This is a genomic window from Streptomyces sp. NBC_01390 (assembly GCF_045040105.1).
In the GTDB taxonomy this organism is placed as follows: domain Bacteria; phylum Actinomycetota; class Actinomycetes; order Streptomycetales; family Streptomycetaceae; genus Streptomyces.
Map to the genome: position 1 here is coordinate 5197378 of NZ_CP109551.1, position 13481 is coordinate 5210858.

Consider the following 13481-nt stretch of genomic DNA (forward strand, 5'->3'; position numbering starts at 1 on the left):
AGCGCCCTCCCGCCACCAATCGCTGCACGAATGGCAGGACTTCAGCCATCGGTTGCATGAGGCGGGGCATCAGCCTTATTGCCTTGTCTGGCCCTGAGCAGAGGTTTCGGTGGTTTGCGGGCGGGGCTTCTACGACCCCGCCCTCGTCATGGGCCAGGAGGGGCCGTAAGACGGCCAGGGCGTATTGAGGCCGATTTCCGGGTGCGTCGCGACGGTGAAGTACCACAGCAGGTAGGCCACCAGGGCGAGGGTGATCGGCACGCCGAGGAGGAGGCGGATCAGCAGGATCAGTGTTCTGGTCCACGGGTGGGCCGGCCCCCTGGCGAAGTCGGGTCTGGCCGGGTCGTACGCGATCCTCATGTCGAACGCCCACCGCGGCGCCGCGCGGTCGAATGTGTGACTGGTGCCGCCGGTGTCGGTGAACGAGTACACGGTGACCCCGGGGTCGTCTTCGTAGTCCGTGGGCTTGTAGCCCACGTTGTGGGCCACGGTCGTGACGCCGTAACGGTGCAGCAGCCACCAGGTCACCGTGGCCCGCCACGTGCCGTAGGCGATGACGCAGCAGGAGACGACCACCGGGAAGAGGGCCACCCACAACTGGGTGAGGCGCCCGTCGTCCGCCGATACGGGGAACAGCAGGCCGAGGGTGAAAAGGCAGGTGAGCGTGGACACGGCCCACCACTGACCCGTGGACAGGTACGGTCTGCGCGGTCTCCCGGACGTGGAGGGGCGTTTCTCCGCCTTCACCAGGGCCGCACCGTCGATGCGTCTTTCGGCCTCGTCACGTTGCGGGATAGCCGCGTTCACGGCGTGTGCGAAGGCCTCCACCGCCTCGGTGCTGCGGGAACTGATCGCGCAGACGGTTGTGGATTCGGCCAGTGCCCGGGCCCGGTCCCGGGCACTGGCCTTCGCTCCGGCTCCGGCGACCGCCGAGTTCAGCAGGATCTCGGCGGTCGTGCGTTTGTTCCGGTCCACAAGGACGGTCCGGATCGCGTCGAGAGGGATGATCAGCCGGATGCCTGCCCGATCCAGCATGACGGTCTCGTCCTGCAGGCGGGCGGTGCCGCCTCTGCCGCGCAGCATCGTTTTGGGCGCGGGATCCACATCTCTGACAGCCATGCCTGGGTACCTCCCATGGTCGACCGGGTCGGCTTCGGGGCGAGTTGTGGTTGGTCAGGGCCGGTTGGTCGGGACCGGTTCATCGGTTCAGCCACAGCCGCACCGTGCCGTCGAGGCCGGCCGAGGCCACGGTCCTGCCGTCCGGGCTGAAGGCCACTGATGTCACCTCGGCGGTGTGGCCGGTGAGGGTGTCGATGGGATAGACACCGCGCGTGCTGGTGTCCCACAACCGCACGGTCCTGTCCTTGCTGCCGGTGGCCAGGGTGTCCCCGTCCGGGCTGAACGCCACCGTCGTCACCGGGCCGGTGTGGCCGGTGACGGCGGCGTTGACGGTGCCGCTCACGTTCCACACGCGCACGATGTTGTCGGCGCCGCCCGTAGCCAACTGGTCGTCGAGTCGCCCGAACGCGAGGGGCTTGAAGCCGTGCCAGTGCGGGGCTTCGAGGGTGGGCTGGACGGTGGGAGGGGTCACGGTGAGCAGGTCCCACAGCCGTACCCGGCTGTCGGTGAGGTCCTCGCTGCTGGTCGCCACGGTGTATCCGTTCGGGCTGAACGCCACCGCGTCGACCACGGCCATGCCCTGGGTCGTCAGCGTGTCGGTGACAGTGCCGGTGGTCAGGTCCCACAGTCGGGCCACGCCGTCGCGGCCGCCGGTGGCCAGGGTCTTGCCGTCCCGGGAGAAGTCCAGGTCCAGGGTGGGCTGGGGATGGGGCAGGGCGACGCCGACGGGTTTCGCCGCGTTCCACAGGAACACTTCGAAGCCGCCGGCCACGGCCAGCGTCCTGCCGTCCGGGCTGAAGGCCACCTTGGTGACGTCCTCGACCTGGTCGGGCCAGGGGGTGGTCGCGGTGCCCTTGGCCACGTTCCACGACCGCAGTGTGCTGCTGATGCCCTGGACCCCGGACAGCCCGGCGACGAGCGTCCTGCCGTCCGGGCTGAACGCCACGCTGCGGGCGTGGCCGCTGGGGACGGTGAACACGACCGTGCGGGGATCGTCGTCACCCGCTCTCGCCTCGATTTCCGCGAACGTGACGGTCGTAGCGGTCAGTCCGAGCGCGGCGAGCAGGAGCGTGCGGCGGCGCACCTTGGCGGGTTGCTTCACCTGCGGCCCAGTGGGTTGCGCAGGCGCCTCACCGACTGTCGTGGCGGGAGCGTTGATCTCTGTGGGTTCGACGGAATCCATTGGCGCACACCCAGTCCTTCAGTCCTTCAGTCCTTGAGAAGGGAGCGGTACGAGCGGGGCAGCGGTGCGGGGGTGCAAGTAGGAGGCGTACGAAGGGGAGTTGGGAGTGGCGAGGCTCAGCCCGGCCGAACGGCCCCGGCGACAAGGGCGGTTGCGGCGTCCGCGCAACCCCAGGCCAGGGTGACCCCGGCGCCTCCGTGGCCGTAGTTGTGCACCAGTCGTCGCACCCGGCCGGGCGGCCGCGGGTCGGCTTCCAGGCGGACGCCGCCTTGACGCCAGGGCCGTAGGCCCACCTGGTGACCGAGGACCGGGGTGCCGGCCAGTTCCGGCAGCAGTTCGGTGCAGCGGCGCAGGATCGCGGCGGCGGTGTCCGGGGACGGTGTGGTGTCCCACTCGCCGATCTCGAAGGTGCCGCCGAGGACGATGTCCGTACTGCGGGGGTGGACGTAGGTGTACCCGTCGGAGTTGTCCTCGTCGCGCACGGACATGCTCAGCCCAGGGTTGGCGACGAGGACCAACTGCCCTCGTACCGGCCGCACTTCGGCGTCGCCACACAGGGCGCGGGCGCCCAGACCGGAGGCGTTGACCACCGCGGGTGCCCATACGCCCGCCTGTTCCAGGGCGTCGATACGGCGACGGATCAGCGTGCCGCCCGCCGCGGCGAAGGTCTGCTGGAGCCAGGGCAGGTAGCGGGACATCTCCACGGACGGGACGGTGAACGCCCAGCCCCCGGTGAACGGGTCCCGTACCTCGTCGCGGTGCAGGGTGCGGAGGTCGGGGAGGGCCGAGGCCCACCAGGGCACGTCCTGGGCCTCGCCGCGCAGCAGCATCCGGGTGGGCCGCATGATCACGCCGGGCACGCCGTCCGCCGCCTGGCGGGTGAACTCGTCGTAGGTGCGGACGGCCCAGTCCAGTACGTGCGGCTCGAACCGGGTGCGGGTCGGGTACCAGACGGCCGCGGCGACGGAGGACGTCGTCTCGGCCGACGACTCGGCCGTGAGCACGGCGACACGGACACCGGCCTGCTGCAGGCGCAGTGCGGTGGTGAGCCCGATGATGCCCGCGCCGACGACAACCGCGTCGAACCTGTCACCCATGCTGCCCCCTCTGATCGCCGAACGGTGTGTTTCCCACTGTCGGCGGGGAGTTGGCAACGTGTCCAAGACCAGTCACGTCCAACGCGATAAGAACCGCTTATAGTTGCAGGATGGACCTGCGGCGGCTGCGGTATTTCCTGGTGCTGGCCGAGGAGTTGAACTTCACCCGGGCCGCCCGCCGCCTGCACATCGCCCAGCCGGCTCTGAGCCAGCAGATCAGGGCGCTGGAAAGGGACATCGGCGCTCCATTGCTCGAACGAGGCAGCCGGGGCTGCCGGTTGACCCCCGTCGGCGAGGTCGTGGCCCGGGAAGCCGGCGAACTGCTGGCCCACGCGGACGCGTCACAGGAACGGATCCGCGCGGCCGTCGGCGGACGACGGGTACAGCTGCGCCTGGCCCTGACCCGTTCCGCCCGTGGCGGCCCCGTCGACGCCCTCCTCGCCGAGTTCCGTACCCTCCATCCGGACGTGGATCTCGTCGTACGGACGGGATGGACGGCGCACAACATCACCGAACTGCTGGCCGGGAGGCTGGACGCCGCCTTCGTACGACCCCCGCTGGACGGCGAGGACGGCGAGGGCCTGGAGTGCCGGCACATCGCCCGCGAGGAACTACTCGTGGCCGTCCCGGCGGAGCATCCCCTCGCCCGCGAACGAAGGGTCACCCGCGCGCACATCGCCGCCGAACCCGTGATCCTCTGGCCGCGCGAGAACGCCCCCGGAATGCACGACCTGATCACCCGGCAGCTGTGGCCCGGCAGCGGGCCGCGCATCGTGCGGGAAGAGCCCGACGACGAACAACTCCTCCTCAGCGTCGCCTCGGGCGCCGGCATCGCCCCGGTGCCCGAAGGACGCGCCCGTGCGCTGCGCATATCAGGAGTACGGCTCAAGCGCGTGACCGCACCCATGCCCACGGTGGACCTGGCTCTGGCCCACCGGCCGGCAGGTGCCGCACCGGCCCTCCGAGGACTCCTCAGTCTCGTCGACGCCTTGCCCGGGGAGCCGGCTGCCGCCCCATCGGCACACTCCTGACTTCCTCCCCCTCGGGAACGAGGGGGATTCCTACGGCCCTGCTGGCCTCTGCGGATGCCCTCGATACTGCGCAGCTGGTGGCTCAGCCCGAACTGCTGGGCTACCTGTGCCGCCGGCATTCCCGGATCACGTGGTCTCCGGCACGCAAAGCCGCCGTCAGTTTTCCTCGCAGCTCGTCCGGGATGGTCTGTGTCCCGAGGGCGCAGGCGCGCACCAGTGCGCGGCAGTCCTGCTGTTGCCGGTCTGTGGCGAGCGCGGTGAACAGTGGATGCGCCAGGTTCTCGCGGGCCGCGTAGCCGTCTTCGGCGTCCGTCGTCCTGCGGTGCAGTTCCCCGACGATCCGGCGCGCGCCAGGAGTCTCGGCGGACCCGATGGCGTCGAGAACGGTGAATCCGAGCCGGATGTCGAAGACGGTCATCCCGGGTTCGGGTTTCGCCCAGGCCCGCTGGCGCTCGGTCGACGCACCCTACCTCGTCGCCCTGGTCCGGGCTGGCGCCCACTTCGAACGCGGCCAGCTCGTCGACCGGCATGACACGGTGGCCGTATGAATCTGGCCCTCGCCCTCCTCGCCGGCCTGAATGCCCCCAACCCCGGGGATCGCGACGTCGCCGCAGAGCAGCTCGGCGATCTCCTGCGCGGGCCCAGCCTGACGCAGGACGAGACGGAAGCCACTGTCGCCTGCTTGCTCACCGCCGCCATCAGAGACCCGGATGACGCCGTCCGCGAGAGTGCCCTCAACGCCATCGGCAACGCCTCCGAACGCCGGGACCTGCCTCTCCCCCTGGTCGCCGGGCTGGCACCGTGGCTCCGCACGATGACCGCACCCCTCCTCGAGCACGCCCTCGGCATTCTCGGCTCCACCCGTGACCCCGACGCCCACCCGATGATCGAGCCCTACCGGCAACACCCCACGGACTACGTCCGCGAAGCCGCCGCCATGGCTCTGGCAGAGCTGCCCGGTCACAACACCCCCGCAGCGACGGACCACAACCACTGACAAATACGGGCTGACCCGCGATTGATCTCGGGGCGGGCCGGTCAGGTGGTTCAGCAAGCGCAGGTCGGCCCCCTACTCGTACCGGTACTTCAGAGAGTCCGCCTCCGCCTGCTCGATGTCGGCGATCGTCAGCTCCGGCATCCGCAGCTGGGCCAGCGTCACCTCTGCCGAAGTTGGCTGGGCGTCCGCCGGCAGCCACTGCTCCGGCTTCCAGGCTCCGCTGCGCAGAAGCGACTTGGGGCAGTGCGGGTAGACCTCCTCGATCCCCAGCACCAGCGCACTGGCTGGAGGCTTGCCCACTGCGGTCAGCTGCGACAGCAGTTCCGGGCGGGTGGAGACGCAGGCCCGGCCGTTCACCCTGAGGGTCGTGGTGCGCCCCGGAACGAGGAACAGCAGCCCGGCCCGTCCGGTGGCGATGACGTTCTGCAGGGTGTCCAGACGCTTGTTGCCGGTCGCGTCCGGTATCGCCACCGTCCGTGAGTCCAGGACGGCGACGAACCCGGCGGGGCCGCCGCGCGGGGAGACGTCACAGTGGCCCTCGGCATCCGCGCTGGCGATCAGGACCAGCGATGAGCAGCCGATCAACCGCCGGGTCTGCTCCGTGAGTTCGGCCATCTGCTTGCGCAATGCCGCGTCCTGGGGGAGTTCGTAGACCCGGCGCAGCGTCTCCTGGTCGGGCACGGCGTCGAGGCGGAGCGAGTCGAAGGCACTGGTGGCAAGGGGTGTCGTCATGTCTCCGACCCTAATGGGCCGACCTGCGACTGGTCTTGGGTCGGTGAGTGCGGGGACATAGCGACGGCCTCGCTGGTTATCTGGCGTATGAAGATCAAACAGGTCCGCGCGGCCATGTCGGGTGGCATGATCCGCGACATGGATCTCCGCCTCGTCCTTGCCGACCTCGACCAGATGGACTGGTCGCGGCTTCGCCATGCCTACGGCTCCGCGGAGGACGTCCCGGCGCTGCTCCGGGATCTCGCGTCTGCGGTGGAGGAGACTGCCGCGGAGGCGGAGCAGGAGTTGTGGAGCAGCATCGTCCACCAGGGCACGGTCTACACGGCCACAGCGGTCGCGGTGCCCTTTCTGGCGCGACTCGTTGTCGAAGGCGTGCGCCAAAGCGCGTTGGTGGGCATGCTCGGTGTGATCGCCGAGAGCGTCGACGAGCACGATCTGCCGGTGCCCGGCGCGGCCCGCCGCGCCGTTGCGGACCACCTGGGTCTGCTCCTGCCGCTGCTCGCGGACAACGATCGCGAGGTGCGGCGGACCACGGTGTGGACGGTGGCCCAGTGCCGGTCGGCTGCCGGCCCCGACGCGCGTACGGCGCTGCGGGCCCGCTGGGCGGCGGAGAGCGATCCGGCGGTGCGCGCGGACGTGCTGACGGCCTGTGCGCTGCTGGATCCCGATGCGGCCGAGGAGCTGTGCTCCGCGGTGCTCGCCGGAAACGAGCCGGCGCCGGTTCAGGTCGCGGCGCTGTTGGTCACCGCCGACTGCGGCCTGCCGTGGAACAGGGACGCGACCGCGCGCGTCACGACACTGGTCCCGTTGGAACGGCACGGTTTCGGCGCTCTGTGGGAGCGGGAGCCGCTGCAGGCGCTCGCCAAAGCTCTGCACACGCGCGGCGAGGTCGACGCCGCGATCGATGTGGTCGGCTCCGCGCTGGGACGGGCCGTGGCCCTGCGGCTGCAGGGTAGCGAGCATGCGCAGGCCGCCATTACCGAGGCGCGCTGGGCCGCCGAGTCCCTCGCCCGCCGCTCACGGACCGCGCCGGCACGGCTGCTCCCCGAGTTGCTCCCGCTGCTCGACGATCCGGCCACCGCGGCCGACGTGATCCCGCTGCTGCGAACCTGGTGTCAGCCGGCCCCAGCGGCGGTTCCGGCCCTGCTTGCCATCGCGCAAGGTGATGGCGAATCGGCGGACGAAGCCCTCGCCGCGCTGGTGTGCCTGGGAGTTCCGGAGGCGACCTGGCTGCTCGCCCGCCACCTGGCCGACCGGCCGCGTGCGCTGAAGGCCGCGTACCACCTCGCGACCGGTGAGACCCGGACGCCGAGTCGTGGCGACACGGCCGGCGAGGACCGGACGCCGCTGCCCTGCGATCCCGAACTGCTCGACGCGATACGTGTCCGGCTCGCCGTCGAACCGCCCCACGAGCGGGGATCGGTCTTCGGCGGCGGGGCGGCCGCGGCCAACGAGCCGGTCTACCTGAGCGGGCTGTTGGCCGCCTGGGGCAAGTCGGCCAGGAGCGCCCTGCCGGAGCTGCTCGCCGCGCTGCCGCGTCATCCGCTCCCGGTCAGCCGCGCCCTGGCCGGCGTGGCCGATCCCCAGGCCGACGCCCATGTGATCGAGGCGCTTCAAGCCCAAGCCCGACAGGGACCGTCGACCACGCGTCAGGCGGCGGCAAGCGCACTCCACTCCCTGACCGGCGACGCCGACCCCCTGATCTCCGTACTCTCCGAGCCGCTGGCCAAGCGAGGCAACACCCTGGATCACACAGTCACCGCGGCCGCCTCGCTGGGGGAGGCCGCTCGTCCCTTGCTGCCGCTGCTGCACACGCTGCTGGCGGAACCGCCGCAGTCGCGTGAGACCGTGCCGATGATCAGGGCAGCCCTCGGTGCCGCAGCGCTGGTCTGGGAACTGACCGGGGATGAGCAGGCGGTGCTCCCGGTGATTCAGGAGGGCCTCGGCCGGGTCTCCCATGCCTGGGGTCAGGAGACAGTGAAACGCGCCGCCGAAGTCGCTTGCCTGCTCGGTCCCACGGCCGAGCCGCTCGTCCCTCACCTCCTGCCGCTGCTGGACGATCCGGACCTGTCCCCTGCCCTCGTACTCGTCCTGACCAGCATTTTTCCCGAGGCCGACACACTCGCCGGGCTCGCCCGGACCACCCTGGCCGACCGTGTCCTGGCAGCAGCCCGACCGGGCTCGTACGCGCGCTCCGCCTCGGCCGTGCTGAAAGCCTGCGTCGCGCTCGGCCCAACCGCCTTCACCGACGCTCAGTTCGACATGATCCGCAGTCTTGCGGACGGCGACCGGCGCATCGTGGGCGCCGGCCTCCAGGACCAGATCATCCTCGGCGACGAACACTTCCGCGCCGACGCCCGCAAGGTCCTGAGGACACTGGCTGTCGGTCCCCTGAGTTCGTAGAGACCTTGGCTGTGCGACCTGGCCCTGGTGGTGGGGATGGTCGATGTTCAATCAGCCTCTCTCCGAGGGCTGTTGGTCCAGAGCTACTCATTGCCCAGAGGCTGCTGGCTTGTCGGGCCCACTGCCAGAGCGAGCGACTCGCTCCTCTGGAGCTCTCCGAGGACATGTTTCGCCAAACCCCGGACGACGACGGGACTTTGTGCGAGACAGACAGTGAGCGGCGATCAGGGTCATCTTGACCTGAAGTCTGGTTGAGGTTTCAGGATGGTGCGGTGACTGACAACGGAATCACCCTGATCGACGCGTGGGAACTGCCCGAGGACCGGATCGACGAGTCCATCGCACGCTGGAAGGAGCGCGTCGGGCTCATCCACACCGCCCCCGGCTTCCGGGATGCGCGGCTGCACCGCAGGCTGTTGCCGGAGTCCCGGCTCGGCCTGGTCAATGTGGCGCACTGGGACAGCGTCGAAGCCCGGGACGAAGCTCTGGCGAATCCCGGCTTCACCACATCGGCAGCCACCGCGACCAGTTACGCCACCGTGCGCGGCGGATGGTATGACGTGGCGGCCGAGTTCCACGCAGCGAGAAGCGGTTCGGGCGAAGGGCCGGGAGTCACGTTCGTCAACGCCTTCGAGCTGCCCGCCGAGCGGATCGACGAGTTCCTGCCGCACTGGCTCGGCCGCGCAGAGCTGACGAGCAAGGCGCCCGGCTTCCGGGACAACCGGCTGCACCGTGCGGTGGACCTGGACACTCGCTTCCAGCTGGTCGACATCGCGCACTGGGACAGCCCCGACGCATGGCGCACAGCAGACGACGACGCCCGCTTCCAACAGGGCCTCTCGGACTCCCCCGGCTTCGTCACCGCCGACCCCGCTGTCTTCAGGACTGTCGTCGAATTCTGAGCCCGGGCCGTACTCTCCCGAACTGTTCGCCTCAGTGGTCGGATACGCCCCGCCCGTAGGCAAGGGGGGCGCCCAGGACGAGCACATTGGAACGCCGCCCGGCGTTGTCGTCAGCGGCAATCGAGCCCAGGCCGCCGCCCGCTGGAAGAGGTCGTGCGCCTCTCCTTCCAGCGGGCGGTGACAGGCATACCGACGCGTGCCGAGGTGGCGTCAGCCGGACCGTGGGCTCAGGCGAGGGCCGCGGCGAGCAGGGCGAAGGCGGCGAGGATGACGGCGATACGGACGTAGTGGAAGCGCTCCCAGCGGTTCAGCTGCTCCTTCCAGTCCTCCGGCCGGTTCTCGGGGGTCCACGTCTTGTTCCGGTTGTTGATCGGGACGAGCAGCAGGACCGACATGACCACGCTGAGCAGCAGCAGCGCGCCGGCGGTGACGACGAGGCCGGTGCCGGGATGGTGCCGTCCGGCGATGGCCCAGACCGCGACGAGGACCAGCGAGCCGATGTACCAGACCGGCATCACGGCGCCGAGCATCCGGCCTCCGTGGGCGTGGCCGAGTTGGCGGCTGTCCTCGGGCAGGGCGTTGAGGATCGGGTTCATGACGAAGGCGACGGAGAACTCCACCCCCACCATCACGCCGACGACCACGGTGGTGACGACCTCGAGTGAGTTGAGCATGACTGACGGCCCCCTGTTATCTAGCATTGACAGGCAATGAGGCAACGCTAGACCTACTGCCGCTCCAATGTCTAGCAGTGCTAGGATCGGATCATGTCGGTACAGGAACGCAAGGAGCGCGAACGGGCGGCCCGCGAGCGCCTCATCGTGGCGTCGGCCCGCGAACTCGCCGAGCAGCAGGGCTGGGACGCGGTCACCACCCGCCGGCTCGCCGAGCGCATCGAGTACAGCCAGCCCGTCCTCTACAGCCACTTCCGCGGCAAACGGGAGATCATCGGCGCCGTGGCCCTGGAGGGCGCCACCGAACTGGCCGGTGCGGTGCGCGCCGCGACCGCCGCCGCGGACGGCCCGCGCGAGCGGGTGTACGCCCTCGCCCACGCCTACCTCGACTTCGCCGCCCGCAACCCGGCGGTGTACGACGCCATCTTCCAGCTCGACGGCGGTCTGCCGTACGCGCAGGAGGACACCCCGGAACCGCTCAAGGACGCGTTCGCCGCGCTGCTGGAGTGCCTTGGCGAGGTCACTGGCGAGGGCATCGACCAAGGGCTGTTCACCGAGGTGTTCTGGGCTTCCCTGCACGGGGTGACGACCCTGACCCGGACGGGACGACTGCCGCCGGAGGACACCGAGCGGCGGGTCGAGCTGCTGGTGGACCGGCTCTCCAGGACCTGACGACGACGGCGACAGCGGCCACCCCGAATCACCTCGTCACCGGAACCCGGGCGTGGGTGCGGGCGATCCTGGAGGAAGTCCGTCAGGTAGGGCGGCCGTTCCTTGCCGGAACGGTGGGGCCTCACTACGGTCGATCGTGTTGGTGAGAGGGGAAGTGGCGGGGGAAGTTCGAAGCAACTCGCGGCAGCCATCGGGACTCTGATGGGCCGTCGGCGTTTCGGCGCCGGGCTTCCCTGCCGAACGACGCGTTCCGTGGGGGGATATGAGGGTGAGGATCATGAGCGCAGGCCTCGTCGAGGCCGGCGCGGCGAGGCAAGCCGGCTGAGAAGGGTGTGTTCGTCACGCCTCCTTCGGTGCGGGACCGGCTCCGGCACCGCGTTCGGCGAAGAGGACGATGAAGTCCTTCAGCGCCGCCAGGTCCGCGGCCTCGCCGTTGGTCTCCAGGCACAACCGACTGAGCTGAGGCATCACCAACGGCCAGGCGCCCAGTCCGATCAAGGTCAGCAGCAGGCGTCCGCTGTCCTCCTCGGAACAGTCGGCGTTCTTGGCCAGGGAGCTGGCCGCGAGCGAGTACCACGCGGCCCGGCCAGAGGTGTCCGAGGCGCCAGTGGTTCCGAGATGTCCGTCCTGGAGTCCTTCGAACATGAGCAGTCGCAGCAGGGTGGGGTCGTTGCGGTGGTAGTCGAAGACCCGTCCGACATAGTCGCCGACTGACCCCTCGCCCGGCCGTACCTCCCGGACGAGCTCGCTCATCGCCTCGGCGACGACAGCTCTGAACAGTCCCTCCTTGCTGTCGAAGTGCCCATAGATGCGTTCCTTGTTGACACCCGCGCGCTCCGCGATGCGGTTCACCCGCGCTCCGGCGATGCCGTAGCTGCTGAACTCCGCTCGTGCGGCGTCCAGGAGCCGGCGCTTGGTCGTTTCGGTGCTTCCAGCCATGCGGCCAGTCTATTACCCGAACAATCCAACCAGTTGGTTGACAGCATTCGATGCACATGCAAGTATTTCCAACCAACAGGTTGGATGGCTCTGCCGGCGCAGCCGGAGCCTCCCTGTGCACTCGTCGCTCTTGACCGTCGCCGACGGCAAGACCCCAGGTCCGGGCCCAACAGCGCGCCCGTCTCGACCTGTCTCGACCGACCGTCCCGACCAGTCCCAACGGAAAGGCCATCAAGCGCGTGAAGATCGCAATCTCAGGTACGTACTCGGCCGGCAAGACCTCGACGGTCATGGCGCTGTCCCGCTACACCGGGGTTCCGCGCACCCTGGCCCGCACCATCCGGGAGATCCTCCCCGAGGCCGTGCCCGGCAAGGCCCTCGCGGAGGTCACGCCGGCGGAGTTCCTCCAGCTGATGCTTCGCCGGCACACCGGGCGGGCCGCGGCGGAGGCCGTGCTCGGCGATCACTTCATCTCCGACGGCTCCTCGCTCCAGGAATGGCTGTACGGCGCGGGCCGCGTCATGCACGGGATGAACCCGAACGCCACCGCGGCCAACGAGGGCGGGCGCGCGGTCGTGACGGAGGCGGAGATGGAGTTCTTCGCCAAGGTCGTCGACCAGTACGCCATCGCGCTGAAGCAGCACGTGCGGGACACCTACGACGCGTACGTCCACCTGGAGCACGAGCTTCCGATCGCCGCCGACGGCCACCGGCCGATGAACGAGGGTTTCCGGGCGACGATCGACAAGAAGCTGCTGCAGACGCTGGACGAGCTGGAGATTCCGTACCACATCGTCCGCGGCACCATGCCCGAACGTCTCACGCAGATATGCGAGTTGTTCGACCTCAAGCCCGTGATGGGCATGGCCGAGGCCCTGGAACTCTCCCGCCTGGACTACGAGGCCCAGGACTTCCGCCTGGAGACGGAGCGCGTCGCGGCAGCCGCCTGACCGGCGACGCCCACGGCTCCCGCTCCCCCGCCACGTCCCTCTGCCCTATCTGCCCCAACTGCCCCCGTTCACAGCACCGTTCCCGCCCTGGAGGCACACCGCATGTCCAAGAAGCCGTCCGTCGTCATCGCCTACTACTCCGGCTTCGGCCACACCGACGTCCTCGCCCAGGCCGTCGAACGCGGCGCCCAGGCCGCCGGAGCGGACGTCACCCTCGTACGCGTCGACTCCATCACCGACGAGCAGTGGCAGCTCCTCGACAACGCCGACGCCATCGTCTTCGGCTCCCCCACCTACATGGGCTCCGCCGCCGGCAAGTTCCACGTCTTCGCCGAGGCCACCAGCAAGCGCTGGGCCGCTTCCGCCTGGAAGGACAAGCTCGGCGCCGGCTTCACCAACGCCGCCTGCAAGGCCGGCGACAAGCACTCCACCCTCGGCTACTTCGCCACCCTCGCCGCCCAGCACCAGATGAACTGGATCAACCTCGGCCTCCACCCCGGCTGGCACACCAGCACCGAGTCCGAGAACGACCTCAACCGCCTCGGCTACTTCAACGGCGCCGCCGCCAGCACGCCCGCCGACCTCCCCCCGCAGGACGTCTCCAAGGCCGACATCGCCACCGCCGAGCACCTCGGCGAACGCGTCGCCAAGCACACCGCCGTCGTTCTCGCCGGCCGCGAAGCCCTCAGCGTCACCGCCTGACCCGGCGGACGACGCCGCTCATCGGGAGGGGCGGCCAACCGGCCCTGTCCCGGGGCCACTTCGCGCAGGTCCTCACCGAG

Annotated in this window: 14 protein-coding genes and 1 pseudogene; 8 read left to right on the top strand and 7 right to left on the bottom strand. The window is 69.8% G+C overall.

Annotation, left to right across the window (positions count from 1 at the left end; genetic code table 11):
* Positions 1-129: 129 nt before the first annotated feature.
* The 3 genes from OG241_RS23425 to OG241_RS23435 all read right to left on the bottom strand — a co-directional run bounded on the left by OG241_RS23425 (position 130) and on the right by OG241_RS23435 (position 3399).
* A complete protein-coding gene (locus tag OG241_RS23425; RefSeq protein WP_405817545.1) occupies positions 130-1119 on the bottom strand; it encodes a hypothetical protein in 990 nt (329 codons plus the stop codon).
* A gap of 79 nt (positions 1120-1198) precedes the next feature.
* Positions 1199-2221 (bottom strand): WD40 repeat domain-containing protein, encoded by a 1023-nt coding sequence (locus OG241_RS23430; RefSeq protein ID WP_405817547.1) that lies wholly within the window; start codon positions 2219-2221, stop codon positions 1199-1201.
* A 197-nt stretch (positions 2222-2418) separates the two neighbouring features.
* On the bottom strand, positions 2419-3399 hold the full coding sequence (locus tag OG241_RS23435; protein ID WP_405817549.1) for an FAD-dependent oxidoreductase: 981 nt from the start codon (positions 3397-3399) through the stop codon (positions 2419-2421).
* A 110-nt stretch (positions 3400-3509) separates the two neighbouring features.
* Here OG241_RS23435 and OG241_RS23440 point away from each other — a divergent pair, with 110 nt between their 5' ends.
* Entirely contained in the window at positions 3510-4430 is a 921-nt protein-coding gene (locus tag OG241_RS23440; RefSeq protein WP_405817551.1) for a LysR family transcriptional regulator, read from the top strand.
* 100 nt (positions 4431-4530) lie between these two features.
* On the opposite strand, the pseudogene OG241_RS23445 reads toward OG241_RS23440, so the two are convergent.
* Positions 4531-4857: pseudogene (locus OG241_RS23445) on the bottom strand (hypothetical protein); the annotation flags it as partial.
* Here OG241_RS23445 and OG241_RS23450 point away from each other — a divergent pair.
* A complete protein-coding gene (locus tag OG241_RS23450; RefSeq protein ID WP_405826911.1) occupies positions 4832-4978 on the top strand; it encodes a hypothetical protein in 147 nt (48 codons plus the stop codon). The pseudogene OG241_RS23445 and the gene OG241_RS23450 overlap by 26 nt on opposite strands.
* Entirely contained in the window at positions 4975-5427 is a 453-nt protein-coding gene (locus tag OG241_RS23455; protein WP_405817553.1) for a hypothetical protein, read from the top strand. Before OG241_RS23450 ends, OG241_RS23455 begins: the two co-directional genes overlap by 4 nt.
* Before the next feature lie 72 nt (positions 5428-5499).
* Here OG241_RS23455 and OG241_RS23460 read toward each other — a convergent pair whose 3' ends face one another.
* Positions 5500-6159, bottom strand: coding sequence for an MSMEG_1061 family FMN-dependent PPOX-type flavoprotein (locus OG241_RS23460; RefSeq protein WP_405817555.1), 660 nt, complete (start codon positions 6157-6159; stop codon positions 5500-5502).
* 87 nt (positions 6160-6246) lie between these two features.
* On the opposite strand from OG241_RS23460, the gene OG241_RS23465 reads away from it, so the two are divergent.
* Positions 6247-8562, top strand: coding sequence for a hypothetical protein (locus tag OG241_RS23465; protein ID WP_405817557.1), 2316 nt, complete (start codon positions 6247-6249; stop codon positions 8560-8562).
* Between the two features lie 272 nt (positions 8563-8834).
* On the top strand, positions 8835-9464 hold the full coding sequence (locus OG241_RS23470; RefSeq protein WP_405817559.1) for an antibiotic biosynthesis monooxygenase family protein: 630 nt from the start codon (positions 8835-8837) through the stop codon (positions 9462-9464).
* Positions 9465-9691: 227 nt separating this feature from the next.
* Here OG241_RS23470 and OG241_RS23475 read toward each other — a convergent pair whose 3' ends face one another.
* On the bottom strand, positions 9692-10138 hold the full coding sequence (locus OG241_RS23475; protein ID WP_405817561.1) for an anthrone oxygenase family protein: 447 nt from the start codon (positions 10136-10138) through the stop codon (positions 9692-9694).
* A gap of 93 nt (positions 10139-10231) precedes the next feature.
* On the opposite strand from OG241_RS23475, the gene OG241_RS23480 reads away from it, so the two are divergent.
* A complete protein-coding gene (locus tag OG241_RS23480) occupies positions 10232-10810 on the top strand; it encodes a TetR/AcrR family transcriptional regulator (RefSeq protein WP_405817563.1) in 579 nt (192 codons plus the stop codon).
* Between the two features lie 339 nt (positions 10811-11149).
* Here OG241_RS23480 and OG241_RS23485 read toward each other — a convergent pair whose 3' ends face one another.
* Positions 11150-11749 (bottom strand): TetR/AcrR family transcriptional regulator, encoded by a 600-nt coding sequence (locus tag OG241_RS23485; RefSeq protein WP_405817565.1) that lies wholly within the window; start codon positions 11747-11749, stop codon positions 11150-11152.
* A gap of 239 nt (positions 11750-11988) precedes the next feature.
* On the opposite strand from OG241_RS23485, the gene OG241_RS23490 reads away from it, so the two are divergent.
* Together OG241_RS23490 and OG241_RS23495 are read left to right on the top strand one after the other, a co-directional pair.
* On the top strand, positions 11989-12699 hold the full coding sequence (locus OG241_RS23490) for an ATP-binding protein (RefSeq protein ID WP_405817567.1): 711 nt from the start codon (positions 11989-11991) through the stop codon (positions 12697-12699).
* Between the two features lie 102 nt (positions 12700-12801).
* Entirely contained in the window at positions 12802-13401 is a 600-nt protein-coding gene (locus tag OG241_RS23495; RefSeq protein WP_405817569.1) for a flavodoxin family protein, read from the top strand.
* The last annotated feature ends 80 nt before the right edge of the window (positions 13402-13481 follow it).

What these genes read in the sequence shown, in the direction of transcription:
- OG241_RS23425 (WP_405817545.1), bottom strand. Translation starts at nt 1,119, where the DNA reads ATGGCTGTCAGAGATGTGGATCCCGCGCCCAAAACGATGCTGCGCGGC.
- OG241_RS23455 (WP_405817553.1), top strand. Translation starts at nt 4,975, where the DNA reads ATGAATCTGGCCCTCGCCCTCCTCGCCGGCCTGAATGCCCCCAACCCC.
- OG241_RS23435 (WP_405817549.1), bottom strand. Translation starts at nt 3,399, where the DNA reads ATGGGTGACAGGTTCGACGCGGTTGTCGTCGGCGCGGGCATCATCGGG.
- OG241_RS23440 (WP_405817551.1), top strand. Translation starts at nt 3,510, where the DNA reads ATGGACCTGCGGCGGCTGCGGTATTTCCTGGTGCTGGCCGAGGAGTTG.
- OG241_RS23475 (WP_405817561.1), bottom strand. Translation starts at nt 10,138, where the DNA reads ATGCTCAACTCACTCGAGGTCGTCACCACCGTGGTCGTCGGCGTGATG.
- OG241_RS23450 (WP_405826911.1), top strand. Translation starts at nt 4,832, where the DNA reads ATGTCGAAGACGGTCATCCCGGGTTCGGGTTTCGCCCAGGCCCGCTGG.
- OG241_RS23495 (WP_405817569.1), top strand. Translation starts at nt 12,802, where the DNA reads ATGTCCAAGAAGCCGTCCGTCGTCATCGCCTACTACTCCGGCTTCGGC.
- OG241_RS23465 (WP_405817557.1), top strand. Translation starts at nt 6,247, where the DNA reads ATGAAGATCAAACAGGTCCGCGCGGCCATGTCGGGTGGCATGATCCGC.
- OG241_RS23460 (WP_405817555.1), bottom strand. Translation starts at nt 6,159, where the DNA reads ATGACGACACCCCTTGCCACCAGTGCCTTCGACTCGCTCCGCCTCGAC.
- OG241_RS23480 (WP_405817563.1), top strand. Translation starts at nt 10,232, where the DNA reads ATGTCGGTACAGGAACGCAAGGAGCGCGAACGGGCGGCCCGCGAGCGC.
- OG241_RS23485 (WP_405817565.1), bottom strand. Translation starts at nt 11,749, where the DNA reads ATGGCTGGAAGCACCGAAACGACCAAGCGCCGGCTCCTGGACGCCGCA.